Here is an 18,007-nt window from a genome sequence, read left to right as displayed (position 1 = left end):
GGTCTCCTTGCTGGTCCGCCGTCAGGTGACGGGCAGTCGGCTGGGTTCGGGGTGCACGCCGAGGTCGGCGAGCAGGGTGCGGCGCAGGGCCGCGAAGGCGGGGTCGGCCGGGTCGCGGGGGTGCTCGACGGCGACCGGCTGGTCGCGGACCAGCACGCCGTCGCGGAGCACGGCCACCCGGTCGGCGAGCCGGATCGCCTCGTCGACGTCGTGGGTGACCAGCAGGACCGCGGGGCGGTGGCGCCGGCACAGCTCGCCGACCAGGTCCTGCATGCGCAGCCGGGTGAGGGCGTCCAGGGCGGCGAACGGCTCGTCCAGCAGCAGCAGTTCGGGCTCCCGGACGAGGGCCCGGGCGAGCGCGGCGCGCTGCGCCTCGCCGCCGGAGAGGGTGCTCGGCCAGGCGTCGGCGTGGTCGGCGAGCCCGACCTCGGCCAGCGCCCGCCGTCCGGTGGCCCGGGTGGCCGCGCCGCGCGGCAGGCCGAGGGTGACGTTGCCGAGCACCCGCTTGGACGGGACCAGCCGGGGCTCCTGGAAGACCACGGTCCGGGCGGCCGGCACCAGCACGGTGCCGGCGTCGGCGCGGTCCAGGCCGGCCAGGATGCGCAGCAGCGTGGTCTTCCCGGTGCCGCTGGCGCCGAGCAGGGCCAGGAACTCGCCGCGGGCCAGGTCCAGGTCGACGCCGTCCAGCACCGCCCGGGTGCCGAAGCTGCGGCGCAGGCCGCGCAGGTGGACCGCGGGGCCGCCGGTCGGCGGGGTGGGGGCGCTCATCGTCCGCCTCCGGTCCGCGTGTTGACGGTCCGCCAGGGCATCAGCAGGCGCTCCAGCACCCGGGCCGCGCCGTCCGCGGCCAGGCCCAGCAGGCCGTAGATCAGGATGCAGACCGCCAGCACGTCGGTGCGGGAGAAGTTCTGCGCCTGGGCCATCAGGTAGCCGATGCCCTCGGTGGAGTTGATCTCCTCGGCGGCGATCAGCGCGATCACGCTGAGCGTCATCGACAGCCGCAGCCCGGAGAGCAGCGCGGGCAGCGCACCGGGCAGCACCACCTCGCGCACCACCGCCCAGCGGGAGAGTCCGAAGCTGCGCACCGCCTCGACCAGTTTGCGGTCGGTGCTGCGCACGCCGCCGGAGGCCGAGACGTACATCGGGAAGGAGGTGGCCACCGCGATCAGCGCGATCTTGGCGGTCTCGGTGATGCCGAACCAGACCATGAACAGCGGTACCAGCGCCAGGAACGGCACGGTGCGCAGCACCTGGACGGCGGAGTCGAGCAGTTCGTCGCCGAGCCGGAAGAACCCGGTCAGCACGCCGAGCAGCAGGCCGGTGCTGGCCCCGATCAGCAGGCCGAGTCCGGCCCGGGTGAGCGAGGTGGCGAGTGCGGCGCCGAGCTGGCCGTTGCCCCACAGCTCGCCCACCGCCGTGACCACCTGCCGGGGCGAGGCGAGCACGTCGGGGGTGAGCACCCCGGTGGCGGACGAGACCTGCCAGGCGGCGAGCAGGGCGAGCGGGCCGAGGGTGCGCAGCGCGGCCGAGACGCCGCGCGGCCGGGCGGCGGGCAGCTGGGCGCGCGGGGCGACCAGTCCGGCCGCCCGGGCGGTCTCCGTCGCGGTGCTCACCGGGCGCGCCCGGGCAGCGCGTCGACGTCGATCAGGTACGGCTTGACGTCCACCAGGGACTTGGTGACGCCCTGGTCGGCGTAGAACCGGGCGACCACGCCGAACCGTTCGACGTCGGCGGCGGCGATCGGCTGGTCGAAGGCCCGTTGCTTGCCGAAGTCGACCGCGACCTGCTTCTCCGCCGGGGTGACGGCGGTCGGGCCGGCGTCGGTGAAGACGTTCAGGTAGGCGGCGGGGTCGGCCTGTTCCTTCTGCCCGTTGTCGTGCAGGTAGCCGTAGAACGCCTTGAGCACCTCGGGGTGCTGCTCGGCGAAGGCCGAACGCACCGCCCACACCGCGTAGTTGTCCGAGCCGACGGCCTTCCCGTCGACCAGGAGGTGCGCGCCGGTGTTGGCGATCGCCGGGATCGAGAAGGTGCTCCAGGTCGCCCAGGCGTCCACCTGGCCGGAGTTGAAGACGCCGGCGGTCTGGTCGGCTCGCAGGTAGACCCGCTGCACCTGGTCCGCGGGGATGCCGTTCTTCGCCAGCGCCTTGAGCAGCAGGTACTCGCTGGTGCCGCCCTGGGAGACCGCGACCTTCCGGCCGACCAGGTCCTTGACCTCCTTGATCGGCGAGTCGTTCTTCACCAGGATGCCCTCGCCCGCGCCGTCCGGTGCGGTCTGCGAGAACAGCTTGAAGCCGGGCTTCTGCGCCAGCGCGGCCACCGCGGAGGTGATCGAGCCCTGCGCCACGTCGAGCTGGTCGGCGTTGAGCGCCTGCGCGGCGGGCGCGAACGGGCCCGCGCTGCCGGTCCACGCCACCTTGGCGTGCACCGCCGCCAGCGCCTTGGCCAGCGAGCCGTCCTGCTTCCCCTTCGCCAGGAACCCGGAGTTGCCGGGGTCGGGGACTCTCAGCACCACCTCGGCGCCCTTGCCGTCCGCGGAGCCGGCGGCGTCCTGCGCGGACGAGCCGCAGGCGGTCAGCGCGAGCGCGGCGGCGGCCAGCACGGCGGCGGGGGCGAGTCGGCGGGCGGGGATGGTCGACATGTCGTCACTCCAGTTCTCGGGAGGTGCTCGGGAAGACGGGGGATCGGGTGGGTAGGGGGGCGATGCAGGGCAGGCGCAGGCTGCTGACGGCAGGTCAGGTGGCGGCCAGCACGGCGGCGGGGGCGAGTCGGCGGGCGGGGATGGTCGACATGTCGTCACTCCAGTTCTCGGGAGGTGCTCGGGAAGACAGGGGATCGGGTGGGTGCGGGGGCGGTGCAGGGCGGGCGCGGGCTGCTGACGGCAGGTCAGGTGGTGGCGAGCAGGGCGCGGGCGGCGGCCAGCGGGGCCGGGTCCGCCCAGGCCCGGACGTCGACCCGGGCGGCCAGGAAGCCCTGGTCGGCGAGGAACCGCTCCTGCTGCGCCAGCAGGTCGAGCCGTTCGGCCGACAGGTCGAGGTGCAGCGTGCGGTGCCCGCCGGCGGCGTACGCGCCCGCGACGCCGGCGGCGCCCGCCCCGGTCTCGGCCGACAGGATCCGGGCCACCTCGGCCGGCCGGTCGGCCGCCCAGTCGGCGGCCCGCAGCAGCACCGCGAGGAACCGGGCGACCAGCTCGGGATGGTCGTCCAACAGCTGCTGGTGGACGGTGATCGGGCGCGGGGTGCCGTTGTTGACCCGGGTGCGGCGGTCGGCCGCGGCGTCGAGTTCCACCGCCACCTCGGCCCCGTACCTCCGGGCCGCCTCGACCGCCAGCGCGCCCTTCACGTAGACGGCGTCGACCCGCCCGTCGCGCAGCGCCGCCAGCTCGGCGGCCCACTGGCCGCCGCCGGGCTCGGCCGGTACCTCCACGAAGTGGACGTCCGCGGGGGCGAGTCCGCCGAGCGCGAGGGCGCCGCGGTGGCCGGCCAGCGCCATGGCGCGCCAGAAGTCGATGGCGATCGGGTGGCGGGGCACCGCGAGCCGGGCACCGCGCAGCTGCTCCGCGGTGTGGATGCCGCTGCCCGCCCGGACCAGGACCGCCTGCCGCTCCTCGATCCAGGTCAGGCCGATCAGCCGGGTCCGCTCGCCGCGCGAACGGGCCCACAGCGCGGGCACGTTGCCGCCCTCGCGGAAGAGTCCGGGCAGCGCGTGGGTGTAGTGGTGGTCGGCGGCCACCTCGGGCGGCACGTCCTGCAGGGAGCGGACGGCGATCCGCTCGGCGGCGAACTCCTCGGCCAGCCAGCCCTGGTCGGCGGCGATCCCGGTGGCGGTGGGCACGGGGCAGCGGGTGAACCACAGGGTGTCGGGGTAGGGCGCGGCGAGGGCCTGGGACATGACGGGGCTCCGGAGGTCGGCAGGGGGTGCACGGCGGCGGCTCCCACATGGTGGGAGCGCGAGCGGCTCGGGCAGAGGCGGTCGGGGCGGTCAGCGACGACAGGAGGGGCGGCACCGGCGCGTGTTCACGGTGGACTCCCTCCTGGGCTGAGCTGCGGACTGACGTGAGCGTTCCACGAGCTCAGGGAGCGAATCAAGGGTTTGCCAGATGATGGGATCACCTGTTCACAATCCCTACCGCTGCCGCAACACGGCCGTCACGTTGCGGTCGTACGTGCTGTCATATCCTGGGAACCGCACGGAAGTTGCGCGCTGCCCGACGACGAACGAGGTCCGATGCCCGCCACCGTCCCATCCCCGCCGGCCGGCGCCCAGGCGGTGCACCGCGCACTCGGGCTGCTGCACTGCTTCCACGACGACGGCCCGGACCAGAGCGCCTCCGACCTGGCCCGCCGCACCGGCCTGAGCGTCTCCACCGCGCACCGGCTGGCCCGCACCCTGGTCGCCACCGGCTTCCTCGAACAGGACGACCGCACCGCCCGCTACCGGCTCGGCCCGGCCGTCGCCGAACTCGGCCGGCTCACCTTCCACCGCCGCGGCCTCCACCTGGCCGGCCCCGAACTCGACCTGCTGGCACGCCGCACCGGCGCCACCGCCGACCTCGCCATCCGCTCCGGCCCGCACGCCGTCGTCCTGGTCGGCGGCTCCGTGCACGCCACCGGCGGCCTGGGGCTGCGCCGCCCGCTGCACTCCACCGCCCTGGGGAAGGTGCTGCTCGCCTGGCCCTCCCCCACCGAGGCCCCGCCGAGCGGCCCGCTGCCCGCCTTCACCGACCGCACCCTCACCGCGCCCGCGGAGCTGGCCGCCGAACTCGCCGTCACCCGCGAGCGCGGCTACGCGCTGAACGAGGGCGAGTCCGCCCCCGGGGTCCGCACCCTCGCCGTCCCCGTCCTCGACCACACCGCGCAGGCCCGCTACGCGCTCGCCGTCCGCTCCACCCCCGACCTGCTCACCGACACCGACCTGCCGCGCACCCTGGCCCACGCCACCGCCTGCGCCGCGGCCCTGACGGTCCTGCTGCTGCCGCCCGACGAACGGCCGTGACCCGGGGCGGCCGGGACCCGGGGCGGCCGGGAACGGCGGCGGACCCGGGCGCACGCAGGGTGCACCCGGGTCCGCGGCGGACGTCCGGCGGTTCAGTTCACCGGCGGCGCGTACTTGTAGCCCACCCGGCGGACGGTCACGATCGAGTCCCGGTAGTCCGCGCCCAACTTGCGTCGCAGGCGCGCCACGTGGACGTCCACGGTGCGGCCGTCGCCGACGTGGCCGTAGCCCCAGACGGTGTGGACCAGGTGGTCGCGGGTGTGCACCCGGTGCGGGTGGCCGGTGAGGTGGGCGAGGAGTTCGAACTCCAGGTAGGTCAGGTCGAGCAACTCGCCGTCCACGTAGGCGTTGCGGCGCTCCACGTCGATCGCGATGCCGCGGCCGGGCACCTCGGTGCGGGCGGCGGGAGCGGGCGGGGCGGGCTCGGAGGCGGCGGGCTCGGCGGGCACCACCACCACGTAGCCGACCAGCGGGGCCTTCCCGACCGCGCCGAACTGGGCCAGCAGGCCCTGCGGGAGAGCGGCCACCACGGTGGCGCCCTCGGGGAGACCGGCCAGCAGCTGCTCGGGGGCGAAGCGCCCGGCGGGCTGCGGGTCGCGGCGGGCGTGGTCCGCCGGCAGGTTGGGCACGGCCCGCAGGTGCGGGGCGTGCGACGGGGCGACGGGGGTGGCGGCAGTGGCGACGTACGACATCTGGGGGTCTCTTCTCGCGCGGCGGGCGGTCGGCTGGAGTCGTCTTCGCATCCGCGGCCACCGGGTACCGCAGCCGTCCTGACACCGGGTCAGGCTCGGCGGGACTGGGCGGGGAGGGGGCCGGACGCGACGGCGCGTCAGCGACAGCAGGCGCTGTAGATGAGACCGTGGTCGATGTACCGCCGGACGGTCAGCACCGGCATCACGGGAGCGGACGGCACCGCGGTGGATCGGACCACCACCATCTCGCCACCCCCCGGAGCACGTAGGAAGCCCGCGGCAATCCACCGGCGGGCACGACTACGAGACTTCCACGCCGAGTGCCCGGAAGGCAACCCACAGCACTAAGCCGTCCGCCCCGCAAGACACTTGACGTCCACTATCCGGACATCACTGCCATGGCCTGCGGAAACGCCCTACAGCCGGAGCCCCAGCCGCACGGCGGCGTGCTCCACCAGCCGGATCAGCAGCTCCTTGCCGTCCTCCTTGCGCCGCGCGTCGCACAGCAGCACCGGCACGGCGGCCGGCAGGTCGAGCGCGGCCCGCACGTCGTCCGGCGCGTAGACCTCGGTGCCCTCGAAGCAGTTGACGGCGACCACGAAGGGGATGCCGCGCTGCTCGAAGTAGTCGACCGAGGGGAAGGAGTCGGCCAGTCGGCGGGTGTCCGCGAGCACCACCGCGCCGAGCGCGCCGCGGGCCAGCTCGTCCCAGACGAACCAGAACCGGTCCTGCCCGGGGGTGCCGAACAGGTAGAGGGCGAGCGCGGGTTGGAGGTCGATCCGGCCGAAGTCCATGGCGACCGTGGTGGTCCGCTTGGTCTCCACGCCGACGGTGTCGTCGACCGGGCGGCCGCGCTCGCTGAGCACCTCCTCGGTGCGCAGCGGCCGGATCTCGGAGACCGCCCCGACCAGGGTGGTCTTGCCCGCGCCGAACCCTCCGGCGACCAGGATCTTCACGGCCCGGGTGCCCCACGGACCGCTGCGCGGCCCGCCGTCTGAGGTCGGGGCGGGGGCAGCGGTGTCAGAGTGCACGGAGGCCATTGATCACGTCTCGCAGCAGGCGCTCGTCGGGTTGGTGGGCGAGCTGGACGGGTCGGGTGACGCTGATCAGCTCGGCGTCGTGGAGGTCGCCGAGCAGGACCCGCACGACGCTCACCGGCAGGTCGGTGTAGGAGCCCAACTCGGCGACGCTGAGCGGCTCTTCGCGGCAGAGCGCGAGGATGGCGTGGTGCTCGGGGTCGAGCGCCAGGTTGCCGGGCACGCCGCCCGGGCCGACCACGGCCGGCCCGGCGGCGGTGACGAGCGAGATGAGGTCGAACAGGCCGTCGTCGACCGGGCGGGCCGCCCGGCCCCTGGTCATCGCGAACAGCCGGACCACCGGCCCGGCGTCGTCGTCGAACCAGCGGTCGTCGACCGGGGTGCGGGGCGTGAACAGGTCGATCGACGGTTCGTCGGCCGACTCCTGCCCGCCCCCGCCACCCGGGAGGTTCACGATCACGGCGTCCGCACCGTCACCGGTCACGGCGTCGGCGCTCACGGCGTCGACCGCGCCGGCGCTCGCCTCGGTCGGCTCGGACGCGGTCTCGCCGCTCAGGTCGGCCGGGGCGTCCGCGGGGGTCGCCTCGGTCGGCTCGGGCTCGCTCATCGGCAGGTCATCTCCCGGGCGGTGCGGTCTCGGTCCGCGGCTCGGCGGCCAGGTGCTCGCCGACCCGCTTCACCAACAGTGCCATCTCGTAGGCGATCTGGCCCACGTCGGACTCGGCGTCGCTGAGCACCGCGAGGCAGCTGCCGTCGCCGGCGGCGGTGATGAAGAGGAAGGCCTCGTCCAGCTCGACCATGGTCTGCCGGACGCCGCCCACCTGGAAGTGCCGGCCGGCACCCTTGGCGAGGCTGTGGAAGCCGGCGGCGACGGCCGCGAGGTGTTCGGCGTCCTCCCGGCCGAGGCCGCTGGAGACACCGGTGGCCAGCCCGTCACTGGACAGGATCACCGCATGCCGAAGTGTCGCCACCCGGCCGACCAGGTCGTTGAGGAGCCAGTCGAGGCCCCCGGACGGCGGTGTTGTTGCGGTCATGATTCGGTTCCTTCTGCTGGTGCGGGCGGTGCGGCCGGCGGCTGGTGCGCCGGGGGAACGGAGCGGACGGGGGCGGCCGGCAGCGCCGGCGGCACCGGCGCGGACGGCAGCGCGATCCGCAGACGCGGCTGACCCGGCAGCGCGGGCGGACGGACGGCGGGCGGTTCGGCCAACGGGCCGGCGGGCGACGGCTCGGAGCGGACCACGGTCAGCGAGGCCGGCTGCAGCCGGTCTCCGCGGCCGCGGGCGAAGCCGCGCTGGAAGGAGGCGAAGGCGGAGCGGGCCTCCTCGGGGCTGCGCTCGCGCGACTGCTCGCCGGGCTCCTCCGCGCCCTGGTCGGCGCGCCCGCCCCGCAGTTGCGGCGCCAGGTTGGCCTGCCGGACCCGGCGGGGCAGCAGCCCGGCGGCGACCGGCGCGGCCTGTTCCGGCGCGCTGCCGGGCGTCGGGTCGCCGGGCTCGGTGCGGCGGTGCCGCCCGGTGCCCGTGCCGTTCGTCCCGCTGCCGTCCGTCCCGGCACCGGCGGGCCCGAAGCCGCCTGACGCACCGTCGGCGACCGCGGCGGCGTCGCCGGCCGGCGTGCCTGCGGCCCGGCGGCGGGGCAGGCCGCCGGGGGTGGTGGCGGGCTCGGCGAGCGACGGGCGGGGGCCGCCGAGCGCCGGGGCGGGCGGGATCGGGGTGCCGTGCGCCGGGCCGGAGCGGACCGGCTCGTCGCCGCCGCCACGGGCCCGCCGGTGGGTGGCGTCCTCGACGGGCTGCCGGGGGGCCGCCTCGGGGGCGATCTCCGAGGAGTCGGCGAGCAGTTCACGCGGGATCAGCACCACGGCGGAGCTGCCGCCGTACGGGGACGGCCGCAGGTGGACCCGGATGCCGTGACGGCGGGCCAGCCGGGAGACCACGAACAGGCCCAGCCGGTCGGTGTCGGCGAGGTCGAACTCCTGCTCGATGGCGAGGCGCTGGTTGATCTCGCCGAGGTGCTGCTCGCTCAGGCCGAGGCCGCGGTCGTCGATCTCCAGGCAGAAGCCGTGCGCCACCACCTCGCCCTGCACCGTGACCTGGGTCTGCGGCGGGGAGAACACCGTGGCGTTCTCGACCAGTTCGGCGACCAGGTGGGTGACGTCGGCGACGGCGCTGCCGAGCAGGCCGGTGCCGGGGAACGGCCGGACGATCACCCGCGCGTAGTCCTCGACCTCGCCGACCGCGGCGCGCACCACGTCGACCATCCGCACCGGCTTGCGCCAGGCGCGGCCGGGCGAGCCGCCGGAGAGGATGATCAGGCCCTCGGCGTGGCGGCGCATGCGGGTGGTGAGGTGGTCGAGCCGGAACAGGTCCTCGAGTTCCCGCGGGTCCTCGGTGCGGCGCTCCATGGTGTCCAGCAAGGTGAGCTGGCGGTGCAGCAGCACCTGGGAGCGGCGGGCCAGGTTGACGAAGACCGCGGAGACGCCGCGGCGCAGTTCGGCCTGTTCGACGGCGGCCTCGACGGCGACCCGCTGGACCTCGTTGAAGGCCCGGCCGACCTGGCCGATCTCGGCGGCGCCGAACTCCAGTTGGGGCACCTCGGCGATCACGTCGACCGGCTCGCCGCGGCGCAGCCGGAGCATCACCGAGGGCAGCCGGCTGCCGGACAGGTCGGTGGCGGCGTTGCGCAGGCCGACCAGCTCGCGGACCAGGCGGCGGCCGATCCGGTAGGAGATGATCACCGAGAGGACGACGGCGGCGAGACCGGCGAGACCGGCGATGCCGCCGCGCAGCAGCGAGTTGACGGCGTAGGAGCGGGCCTGGTCGCCGATCGAGGCGGCGAGCCGGCCGTTGAGGTCGCTGATGTCGGCGAGCACCTTGTCGGCGTTCTCGCCCCACGGGTCGACCGGGCCGCTGCGGGCCTCCCGGGCGCGGTCGGGGGCGTCCTCGAAGCCGCGCTCGGCGGTGGTGAGGTTGCTCCACGCCTCGTTGGTGCGCAGGGTGTTGTAGTCGTACTGGTCCTGCGGCTTGAGCTCGCCGACGTAGATCCGGAACAGCGCCTGCTGGCTGTGCATGGCGTCGAGCGCGACCTGCTGCTTGCGGGTGTCGTTGGCGGTGCCGACCCGCAGGGCGCGCATCGCGGCGGTCTCCTGGGCGAGGTACTCGCGGGCCCGGGTGAGCTCGACCAGGATGGTGCCCTGCCGGGGCAGGGTGCCGGTCTGCTTGGCGATGAACGAGGACCGGAAGGCGAAGACCGGCTGGACCAGGTCGCTGTAGTCCCTGAGCGTGCCGTCCCAGCTCTGCCGCTGCTGGCCGACCTGGCTGCGGATCGCGGGCAGCTGCTCGGCGACCGAGAGCATGTCCTCGAAGCGGGCCTTCTGGTCGGCGTCGAGCTTGCCCGCGTCGCCGCTGCCGCCCTGGTAGCGCAGCAGCTGCAGCGAGCGGTCGGTGGTGGCCTGGGCCTGCTGGTACGCGTCGACGGTGGCCTTGTTGCCGGGGTCGGCGAGCCGCTGCACGGCGGCGGCGCGTTCGGCCTGCAGGTCGCCGACGTACTGGTCGGCGGGCCCGCCGAAGGCCTTGTAGGTGGCGCTGAGGTCGAGTTGACCCCAGACGTCGCCGGTGGTGATCAGTGTCGCGTAGATCCACAGCGCGCTGAGTGCCGCAATGGGCACCAGGAGCAGCGCGATGATCCTCGCGCGGATCGAGCTGCGGCGCAGACGCATACGGTCCTCTGTGGTCCAGGTTCAGGAAGGTCGCCGGGCGCGGACGGGCGTGTGGTACGAGCTGCGCGAGCCTACTACTTCCTGACCATCCGTTCGAAGGGTGAATTTGCATCGTGATCCACCGTTGTCCGGATCGTCCTCGAATATCCGCGGGCGGACCGCTTGCGCCCCCGACCTGCGGCACTGTCACCGGTGCGGGGTGTCGTCGGCCGGTGACTCTGGGCAGCGCCGTGACGATCCGGTAGCTTCGCTGCCACCGCCCGGGCAGTGCGGACCCGGCGGGGGTTCGGCGGCGTTCGGCGGGGTTGGGGGTGGACCGTGCGCGAGTTCAGCAGCCCCGCGCTCTCCGGCGCGGTGACCGGCGGCCTGGCCGACTCGCTCTTCGACCGGGCGGAGCGGGAGCCGCGGCTGGTCCAGCTGTCCCGTCAGGAGGACGGCGAGTGGCAGCCGGTGACGGCGCTTCGGTTCCGCGACGAGGTGCTGGCGCTGGCCAAGGGCCTGCTGACCCGCGGGGTGCGGTACGGCGACCGGGTGGCGGTGATGTCCTCCACCCGCTACGAGTGGACGCTCTTCGACTACGCGCTCTGGTCGATCGGGGCGATCCCGGTGCCGGTGTACCCGACCGCGGCGGCCGAGCAGGTGCGCTGGATCCTCGCGGAGACCGGCGCGGTGGCCTGCGTGGTGGAGGACGAGGACCAGGCGATGACGGTCGGCGCGGTCTGCGACGCGCTGCCCGAGCTGACCGGCATCTGGCAGCTGGACCGGGACTGCGTGGCGCAGCTGGTCGCGGACGGGCTGGGCGTGCCGGACGCGCTGGTGCACCGTCAGCGGATCGGGGTGACGCCGGACGCGGTGGCCAGCGTCATCTACACCTCGGGCACCACCGGCCGCCCGAAGGGCTGCGTGCTGACCCACGGCAACTTCGCCGCGGTGGCGGACGCCCTGCTGGAGGGCTGGGCGGAGGTGTTCCACGACACCGGCGGCGGGCAGGCGGCGACGCTGCTGTTCCTGCCGCTGGCGCACGTGTACGGGCGGATGACGCAGGTCGCGGCGGTGCGCGGCGGGATCCGGATCGGGCACCACGCGAAGCTGTCGACCGAGAGTCTGCTGCCGGCCCTGGCGGCGTTCCGGCCGACCTTCCTGCACGCGGTGCCGTACATCTTCGAGAAGATCCACCGCCGGGCCCGGGAGGCCGCCGAGGCCGCCGGCAAGCTCGAACTCTTCGACCAGGCCGAGCGGGTGGCCGTCGAGTGGGCGGCGGCCTCGGAGCGCCGGGCGCACCGCCAGGGCCCGGGTCCGAGCCCGGCGCTGCGGGTGCGGCACGCGGCGTACGAGCGGCTGGTGTACCAGCGGATCCGGGCGGTGCTGGGCGGCCGGGTGCGGGCGGTGATGTCGGGCGGTTCGATGCTCGGCCGGGACCTGGGCCTGTTCTTCGCAGGGGCGGGCATGACGGTGTACGAGGGGTACGGGCTGACCGAGTCGGCGGCGGCGATCACCGCGAACCCGCCCGGGCGGGCGAAGTTCGGCACGGTGGGCCGTCCGCTGCCGGGCGCCTCGGTGGCGATCGCCGAGGACGGCGAGGTGTGGGTGCGCGGCGGCGGCGTCTTCTCCGGCTACCTGGGCCATCCGCGCTGCTCGGACGAGGCGCTGTTCCGGGGCTGGCTGGCCACCGGCGACCTGGGCTCGCTGGACGAGGACGGCTACCTGACCCTGACCGGCCGCAAGAAGGAGCTGATCGTCACCTCCAGCGGCAAGAACCTGGCCCCGGCGATCCTCGAGGAGCGGGTCCGGGCCCACCCGCTGATCGCCCAGTGCCTGGTGGTCGGCGACAACCGGCCGTACGTGGCGGCGCTGATCACACTGGACGCGGTGGCCCTGGCGCACTGGCTGAAGGCCCGCGGCCGCGAGCAGTTGGACATGGGGGCGGCGCTGACCGACCAGGAGCTGCACGCCGAGGTGCAGCGCGCGGTGGCGGCGGCGAACACCACCGTCTCGCGCGCCGAGTCGGTCCGGGCGTTCCGGCTGCTTCCGCGCGAGTTCTCCTTGGAGGACGGGCTGTTGACGCCCTCGCTGAAGATCCGGCGGGCCGCGGTGGCGGAGCGCTACGCGGCCGACATCGAGGAGCTCTACGCCGGTTGACCGATCTCCGACGAATCCGCTTGACCGCCGGGATTGGTCCAGTCCATTGTGTGCAGCGGCCTGGTGCGGCAGGGCCGGTCCGGACCCCCGCCCCCTCCGGGAGTCACGTCTTCTCTCCACCCCCACACTGGAGTTGACTCGTGCTCAAGTCTGCCCGCCGCCGTCTCGCGGCCGTCGCCGCGGCCACCGTGCTGGCCGCCCTCGCCACCGCGCCCGCCGCCCACGCGGACGCCGCCCCGGCGGTCAACCTGGCCACCAACCCGGGCTTCGAGATCCCCACCCTGCCGCTCGCCGACTGGGGCTCCGTCCCCGGCTGGCACTGCGCCCCGGGCGAGGCCGCCGTCTCCGCCGCCGCCCGCACCGGCGGCTCCGCACTGGCCGTCACCCCGGCCGCCGCCGACTCCACCGGCCAGTGCACGCAGACCCTGGCGGTGCGCCCCGGCACCACCTACACCTACAGCGCCTGGGTGCGCGGCGCGTACGTCTTCCTCGGCGCCACCGGCACCGGCCACGACGTCGCCCCGTCCTGGACCCCCGGCACCGGCGACGGCTGGCAGCGGCTCACCACCTCGTTCACCACCGGCCCGAGCACCACCTCGGTCCAGCTGTACGTGCACGGCTGGTACGAGCAGGGCCCGTTCGCGGTCGACGACGTCTCGGTCACCGGCGACACCCCGGCCCCCGCGTACGCCACCTGGAACGCGCCGACCGGCGACAAGGTCGTCTTCCTCACCATCGACGACGGCTGGACCCGCACCCCGGAGGCGGCCGGCCTGATCGCCTCCGCCGCGCTGCCGGTCACCGCCTTCCCGCTGCCCATGCCGCAGGGCTTCGAGCCGGACTACTTCAGCCGGGTGACGGCCGCCGCGGGCTCCTCGATCCAGGACCACAGCGTCTCGCACCGCGACCTGACCACGCTCAGCCCCGCCGAGCAGCAGGCCGAGATCTGCGACGCCCGCGACGCGGTCACCGCACACTACGGCACCACCCCGACGATCTTCCGCCCGCCGTACTTCGCCTGGAACGCCGACACCCTGCAGGCCGCCGCCAACTGCGGCATGACGTACGTGCTCACCGCCACCGCGGACTTCAGCTGGGGCGCCTCCAACGTCTACCACGGCGGTCCGCTGCAGCCCGGCGACGTGATCCTGCTGCACTTCACCGACACCCTGGCCACCGACCTCCAGCGCGCCCTGGACGCGGCCCGGGCGGCCGACCTGAAGCCGGCGGGCCTGGTCGACTACCTGCACTGACCCTCCGTCACCGCCGACGCGTCCCGACGGCACCGAGGACACCGGTGGCCGGGCCCCTCCCACGGGCCCGGCCACCGGTCGTCACACCGTCAGGCTCACGCCGCGGCGGTGAAGGTCGGCAGGTAACCGCCGGAGTGGCCCGAGGCGTTGGGGTGGTAGCTCTCGTCGACCGGCAGCGTGGTGCTGTTCAGCCACCGGGTGGAGGACCCGCAGATCTCGTGGTTGGCGAAGATCGACCGGACGTCCGCGTAGGTGAAGCCGGCGTTCGCGACCTGCTTGGCGATCACCGAGTCGATGGTGTCCGCCGCGCCGTTGATCGCGTTCCGCTTGGTGTCCGAGATGCCGAAGATGCAGGAGCCCGGCACCTTGTACAGGTGCGGGTAACCCAGCACCACCACATGGGCGTTGGGCGCCTTGGCGTGGATCTGGTTGTAGACGTTGGTGAGCTTGCCGGGCAGCGTGTTGGTGGCGTAGCTCTTCGCCGCGTTCACCGCGGACAGGCAGGCGCTGTCGCTGTCCAGCACGCAGGTCTGCATGGTGGAGGCGAACCCGGCGTCGTTGCCGCCGATGGTGAGCGACACCAGGGTGGTCGAACTGTCCAGCACGCCGAGCTGGTTGGCCAGCACGTCGTCGGTCTTCGCACCGGAGCAGGCGACGAACGAGAACGCCGACGGCGCGTGCGCGTTCTTCCAGAGGTACGGGTAGGAGTTGGTGCTCCGCTTGCAGCTGCCGCTCTCGCTGGTGTAGCTGCCGGCCCCCACGCCGGACGAGTACGAGTCGCCGAGCGCCGCGTACCGCTCGCCGGCGGCGTGGGCGGTGCCGGCGGCGAACAGGGTGGTCAGGGAGAGCGTCAGTGCGGTGAACGCGACCGACAGGACTCTGGTGCGAGACATCGAACCTCCAATGAAGTGACGCAGGCCACACATTGGATACCAGCCGGTAGCCTCCGGCGGAAGCGGTCATGCCAAAGAAATTGACGAACACTCACCGAACGCGACCCCAACGTCAGCTACGCGCGCAGACCCCACCCTGACCTGGGCCTGCGGAAACGTCCGCCTGACACGCCGTCGGCCCGCCGTGCTCACCCGACCGGCGCCCGGGGGTCGATCGCCCGGCGCTCGCCACTCAGTCGAGCGAACAGCCGCCGGACGGGAGTTCCTCGATGGTCTCGTCGGCGAGCGACGGAACGCCCAGCAGCGCCACCGCGGTGGCCACCGCCGCACGCGCCTGCCGCAGCCCCGGCAGACCCCAACCGAGGAGTTCGACGGCCAGCCCCGGGGCCACCAGCAGCCGACGGTAGTGCCGGCCGGACGCGGGGTCGGGGGCGGTCGGGCCGACGCCGTACAGCGCCGCGGCCATCCGGACCCGGGCGCACTCGTGGCCGCCGTTCGCGGAGCCGACCCGGTCGTACAGGTAGCCGAGGTAGACCGGCGTCCCGATCAGCGCCTGCGCCTCCTCGCCCGCCTCGCGGGCCAGCGCGCAGCCGGGGTCGCCGTCGTCCTCGGGCTCCAGCGAGCCGCCCGGCAGGCTCACCACCCCGTCCCGCGGGTTGACCAGCGTGAGCACCCGCCCGTCCGGCGCGAACAGCCACCCCCAGGACTGCTTCACCGGCAGCCCCTCGGGCACCCGCTCCCCCGGCCGCCACGGCCACCCGGCCGTGGGCCGGCGCCGCACCCGCCCGAGCAGTTCGGAGATCTCAGGGCTGTACTCGATGCCCATGTCACTCCCTCCGCTCTTCCGGGCAGCCAGCCTCGCCACCTGTTGATCTTCCCCGAACACCCGACCGATGAACAGCCCCGACCGCCACCCGGGTCACCACGCCCCCCACACCTCTCCTTCGGCAGTTCCCCCCACTTCCTGTGCTCCATACACCCCCACCCCCGACCCCGCCCCACCGGTCCCTCCCCTCTCCCTCAGCTCCCCCCAGCCGCCCCTCCCCTCCCGTTCCGCCCGTTCTGTCACCCCCACCCCCGACCCCCGCCCCACCGGTCCCTCCCCCTTCTCCCCAACCACCCCTCCCTCCCGTTCCGCCCGTTCTGTCACCCCTACCTGTGATACTCGGTACCGGTCCGGACGACGACGGCAACGACAACGAGGAGTGGCGCACATGCGGCGGGGAGCTTCGGCATGAGGCTGCTGCACACCTCGGACTGGCACCTGGGCCGATCCTTCCACCGGGAGAACCTGCACGACGCCCAGCGCGCCTTCCTCGACCACCTGGTCGCCACCGTCGAGGCCGAGCAGGTCGACGCGGTGCTGGTCGCCGGCGACGTCTACGACCGCGCCCTCCCCGGCCTGGAGGCGGTGGCGCTCTTCGACGACGTGCTGTGGCGCCTCGCCGAACTCGGCACCCCGACCGTCTTCATCAGCGGCAACCACGACTCGGCCCGCCGCCTCGGCGTCGCCTCCCGCCTGATCGACCGCGCCGGCATCCACCTGCGCACCGACCCCGGCGCCCTCGCCGACCCGGTCGTGCTGCACGACGCGCACGGCCCGGTCGCCGTCTACGGCCTCCCGTACCTGGAGCCGGCGCTGGTCCGGGACCGTCTCGGCCTGGCCCGCGGCGGCCACGAGCAGGTGCTGGCGGCCGCCATGGACGCCGTCCGCACGGACCTCGCCGCGCGCCCGGCCGGCACCCGCGCCGTCGTCCTGGCCCACGCGTTCGTCACCGGCGGCGAGCCCAGCGACAGCGAGCGCGACATCGCGGTCGGCGGCGTGCAGTCCGTCCCGGCGGGGGTGTTCGACGGCGTGCACTACGTCGCCCTCGGCCACCTGCACGGCTGCCAGACGCTGGCCCCGCACCTGCGCTACAGCGGCTCCCCGCTCGCGTACTCCTTCTCCGAGACCCGGCACCACAAGTCGATGTGGCTGGTCGACCTGGACGCCGACGGCACGGTCGAGGCGTCCCGCATCTCCTGCCCGGTGCCGCGCCGGCTCGCGCAGCTCCGCGGCGGCCTCGACGAGCTGCTCGGCGCCGAGGAACACGAGTGGGCGCGCGAGTGCTGGGTGCAGGCCACCCTCACCGACCCGGTCCGCCCGGCCGACCCGATGGAGCGGCTGCGGGCCCGCTTCCCGCACACCCTGCAGCTGCTGTTCGAACCGGAGGGCGGCGAGCAGCAGGAGCAGCAGTCGTACGCCCAGCGGGTGCGCGGCCGCAGCGACCGCGAGGTGGTGGAGGGCTTCGTCACGCACGTGCGCCCGGGCCGGGAGCTGGACGGCGACGAGCACGCCTGGCTGCTGGAGGGTCTGGAGGCGGTCCGCCGCACCGCCGCCGAACGCGCCGAGGAGAACGCCCGGTGACCCGCCGTCAGATCCGCCCTCGGGTCCGCCGCCGGGTCTGCACTCAGGAGGCCGCCCGATGAGGCTGCACCAGCTCACCGTCACCGCGTTCGGGCCGTTCGCCTCCACCGAGCGGATCGACTTCGACAAGCTCACCGCCGCCGGGCTGTTCCTGCTGCGCGGGGCCACCGGCGCGGGCAAGAGCAGCGTGCTGGACGCGGTCTGCTACGCGCTCTACGGCGAGCTGCCGGGCTCCCGCAAGGGCAACCCGCTGCGCAGCGACCACGCCGACGCGGACCGGCGCACCGAGGTGGTGCTGGAGGCGACCCTCGGCGGGCGGCGGCTGGAGATCACCCGCAGCCCGGAACAGCTGCGGCCGAAGAAGCGCGGGTCGGGGTTCACCCCGGAGAAGGCGCAGACCCTGCTGCGCGAGTGGGCGCCGGACGCGGGGGACGGCACACCCGGCTGGGTGGCGCTCAGCCGCTCGCACCAGGAGGCCGGGGAGGAGCTGACCCGGCTGCTCGGGATGAGCCGGGACCAGTTCTGCCAGGTGGTGCTGCTGCCGCAGGGCGACTTCGCCCGGTTCCTGCGCGCCGATTCCAAGCAGCGCGCCGACCTGCTCGGTCGGCTCTTCGACACCGGCCGGTTCGAGCAGTTGGAGCGCTGGACGGCGGACCGCAAGCTCCGTCAGGAGAAGGAGGTGCAGGCCGGCCGGCAGCGGCTGCGCGACCTGGCCGCACGGGCCGAGGAGGCCGCCGGCCCGCTGGCCGCCGACGCGGCGGACCACCGTCCCGGCGAGGACGCCTCGGCCACCGAGGCACTGGCCTGGGCGGCGATGCTGCGCGGCACGGCCGCCGAACGCGCCCTCGCCGCCCGGCTGGCGCTCGCCGCGGCCGAGGCCCG

16 protein-coding genes are annotated in these 18,007 nt (G+C 74.5%); 5 read left to right on the top strand and 11 right to left on the bottom strand.

From position 1 onward, the window contains the following. Positions 1-21 precede the first annotated feature (21 nt). The 4 genes from AB0K51_RS17025 to AB0K51_RS17010 form a co-directional block, all read right to left on the bottom strand. On the bottom strand, positions 22-768 hold the full coding sequence (locus AB0K51_RS17025; RefSeq protein WP_363455433.1) for an ABC transporter ATP-binding protein: 747 nt from the start codon (positions 766-768) through the stop codon (positions 22-24). Next, positions 765-1,613 carry an ABC transporter permease gene (locus AB0K51_RS17020; RefSeq protein ID WP_363455430.1) on the bottom strand — a complete coding sequence of 283 codons (849 nt, stop codon included), beginning with the start codon at positions 1,611-1,613 and terminating at the stop codon, positions 765-767. Before AB0K51_RS17020 ends, AB0K51_RS17025 begins: the two co-directional genes overlap by 4 nt. Beyond that, entirely contained in the window at positions 1,610-2,638 is a 1,029-nt protein-coding gene (locus AB0K51_RS17015; protein WP_363455427.1) for an NrtA/SsuA/CpmA family ABC transporter substrate-binding protein, read from the bottom strand. The genes AB0K51_RS17020 and AB0K51_RS17015 overlap by 4 nt, the downstream gene beginning before the upstream one ends. A 245-nt stretch (positions 2,639-2,883) precedes the next feature. Next, on the bottom strand, positions 2,884-3,888 hold the full coding sequence (locus tag AB0K51_RS17010; RefSeq protein ID WP_363455424.1) for an ABC transporter substrate-binding protein: 1,005 nt from the start codon (positions 3,886-3,888) through the stop codon (positions 2,884-2,886). Between the two features lie 336 nt (positions 3,889-4,224). Here AB0K51_RS17010 and AB0K51_RS17005 point away from each other — a divergent pair, with 336 nt between their 5' ends. Further along, on the top strand, positions 4,225-4,992 hold the full coding sequence (locus AB0K51_RS17005; RefSeq protein WP_363455421.1) for an IclR family transcriptional regulator: 768 nt from the start codon (positions 4,225-4,227) through the stop codon (positions 4,990-4,992). A 92-nt stretch (positions 4,993-5,084) separates the two neighbouring features. Here AB0K51_RS17005 and AB0K51_RS17000 read toward each other — a convergent pair whose 3' ends face one another. The 5 genes from AB0K51_RS17000 to AB0K51_RS16980 form a co-directional block, all read right to left on the bottom strand. Continuing rightward, on the bottom strand, positions 5,085-5,684 hold the full coding sequence (locus AB0K51_RS17000; RefSeq protein ID WP_363455419.1) for a winged helix-turn-helix domain-containing protein: 600 nt from the start codon (positions 5,682-5,684) through the stop codon (positions 5,085-5,087). 416 nt (positions 5,685-6,100) lie between these two features. Further along, positions 6,101-6,724, bottom strand: a complete 624-nt coding sequence (locus tag AB0K51_RS16995) for an ATP/GTP-binding protein (protein WP_363455416.1) — start codon at positions 6,722-6,724, stop codon at positions 6,101-6,103. Further along, the gene (locus AB0K51_RS16990; protein ID WP_363455414.1) at positions 6,705-7,328 is read right to left on the bottom strand and encodes a DUF742 domain-containing protein; all 624 of its coding nucleotides are present in this window, start codon (positions 7,326-7,328) and stop codon (positions 6,705-6,707) included. The genes AB0K51_RS16995 and AB0K51_RS16990 overlap by 20 nt, the downstream gene beginning before the upstream one ends. 7 nt (positions 7,329-7,335) lie before the next feature. Continuing rightward, the gene (locus AB0K51_RS16985; protein WP_363455411.1) at positions 7,336-7,755 is read right to left on the bottom strand and encodes a roadblock/LC7 domain-containing protein; all 420 of its coding nucleotides are present in this window, start codon (positions 7,753-7,755) and stop codon (positions 7,336-7,338) included. Beyond that, positions 7,752-10,433, bottom strand: coding sequence for a nitrate- and nitrite sensing domain-containing protein (locus AB0K51_RS16980; RefSeq protein ID WP_363455409.1), 2,682 nt, complete (start codon positions 10,431-10,433; stop codon positions 7,752-7,754). Before AB0K51_RS16980 ends, AB0K51_RS16985 begins: the two co-directional genes overlap by 4 nt. Positions 10,434-10,751: 318 nt before the next feature. Between AB0K51_RS16980 and AB0K51_RS16975 the strand changes: the two genes are divergently transcribed. After that, positions 10,752-12,572, top strand: a complete 1,821-nt coding sequence (locus AB0K51_RS16975) for a long-chain fatty acid--CoA ligase (RefSeq protein ID WP_363455406.1) — start codon at positions 10,752-10,754, stop codon at positions 12,570-12,572. A gap of 140 nt (positions 12,573-12,712) precedes the next feature. Further along, positions 12,713-13,825 (top strand): polysaccharide deacetylase family protein, encoded by a 1,113-nt coding sequence (locus tag AB0K51_RS16970; protein WP_363455403.1) that lies wholly within the window; start codon positions 12,713-12,715, stop codon positions 13,823-13,825. Between the two features lie 95 nt (positions 13,826-13,920). Here AB0K51_RS16970 and AB0K51_RS16965 read toward each other — a convergent pair whose 3' ends face one another. Beyond that, complete coding sequence (locus AB0K51_RS16965; RefSeq protein ID WP_363455400.1) at positions 13,921-14,718, bottom strand: SGNH/GDSL hydrolase family protein; 798 nt, start codon at positions 14,716-14,718, stop codon at positions 13,921-13,923. 232 nt (positions 14,719-14,950) lie between these two features. Then, positions 14,951-15,544 (bottom strand): hypothetical protein, encoded by a 594-nt coding sequence (locus tag AB0K51_RS16960; protein WP_363455397.1) that lies wholly within the window; start codon positions 15,542-15,544, stop codon positions 14,951-14,953. A gap of 408 nt (positions 15,545-15,952) precedes the next feature. Here AB0K51_RS16960 and AB0K51_RS16955 point away from each other — a divergent pair, with 408 nt between their 5' ends. After that, positions 15,953-17,125, top strand: coding sequence for an exonuclease SbcCD subunit D (locus AB0K51_RS16955; protein WP_363455394.1), 1,173 nt, complete (start codon positions 15,953-15,955; stop codon positions 17,123-17,125). Between the two features lie 58 nt (positions 17,126-17,183). Continuing rightward, positions 17,184-18,007, top strand: an 824-nt coding sequence (locus tag AB0K51_RS16950) for an SMC family ATPase (protein WP_363455391.1), incomplete at its 3' end; no start/stop codon positions are given.

Origin of the sequence: Kitasatospora sp. NPDC049285 (genome assembly GCF_040678815.1) — a bacterium.
Taxonomy (GTDB): Bacteria; Actinomycetota; Actinomycetes; order Streptomycetales; family Streptomycetaceae; genus Kitasatospora.
This window is presented reverse-complemented; position numbering and strand designations above follow the sequence as displayed.

Bases quoted from the DNA above. Each gene is read 5' to 3' on its own strand.
- AB0K51_RS17025 (WP_363455433.1), bottom strand. From the start codon at position 768: ATGAGCGCCCCCACCCCGCCGACCGGCGGCCCCGCGGTCCACCTGCGC.
- AB0K51_RS17015 (WP_363455427.1), bottom strand. From the start codon at position 2,638: ATGTCGACCATCCCCGCCCGCCGACTCGCCCCCGCCGCCGTGCTGGCC.
- AB0K51_RS17010 (WP_363455424.1), bottom strand. From the start codon at position 3,888: ATGTCCCAGGCCCTCGCCGCGCCCTACCCCGACACCCTGTGGTTCACC.
- AB0K51_RS17005 (WP_363455421.1), top strand. From the start codon at position 4,225: ATGCCCGCCACCGTCCCATCCCCGCCGGCCGGCGCCCAGGCGGTGCAC.
- AB0K51_RS17000 (WP_363455419.1), bottom strand. From the start codon at position 5,684: ATGTCGTACGTCGCCACTGCCGCCACCCCCGTCGCCCCGTCGCACGCC.
- AB0K51_RS16995 (WP_363455416.1), bottom strand. From the start codon at position 6,724: ATGGCCTCCGTGCACTCTGACACCGCTGCCCCCGCCCCGACCTCAGAC.
- AB0K51_RS16990 (WP_363455414.1), bottom strand. From the start codon at position 7,328: ATGAGCGAGCCCGAGCCGACCGAGGCGACCCCCGCGGACGCCCCGGCC.
- AB0K51_RS16985 (WP_363455411.1), bottom strand. From the start codon at position 7,755: ATGACCGCAACAACACCGCCGTCCGGGGGCCTCGACTGGCTCCTCAAC.
- AB0K51_RS16980 (WP_363455409.1), bottom strand. From the start codon at position 10,433: ATGCGTCTGCGCCGCAGCTCGATCCGCGCGAGGATCATCGCGCTGCTC.
- AB0K51_RS16965 (WP_363455400.1), bottom strand. From the start codon at position 14,718: ATGTCTCGCACCAGAGTCCTGTCGGTCGCGTTCACCGCACTGACGCTC.
- AB0K51_RS16960 (WP_363455397.1), bottom strand. From the start codon at position 15,544: ATGGGCATCGAGTACAGCCCTGAGATCTCCGAACTGCTCGGGCGGGTG.
- AB0K51_RS16955 (WP_363455394.1), top strand. From the start codon at position 15,953: ATGAGGCTGCTGCACACCTCGGACTGGCACCTGGGCCGATCCTTCCAC.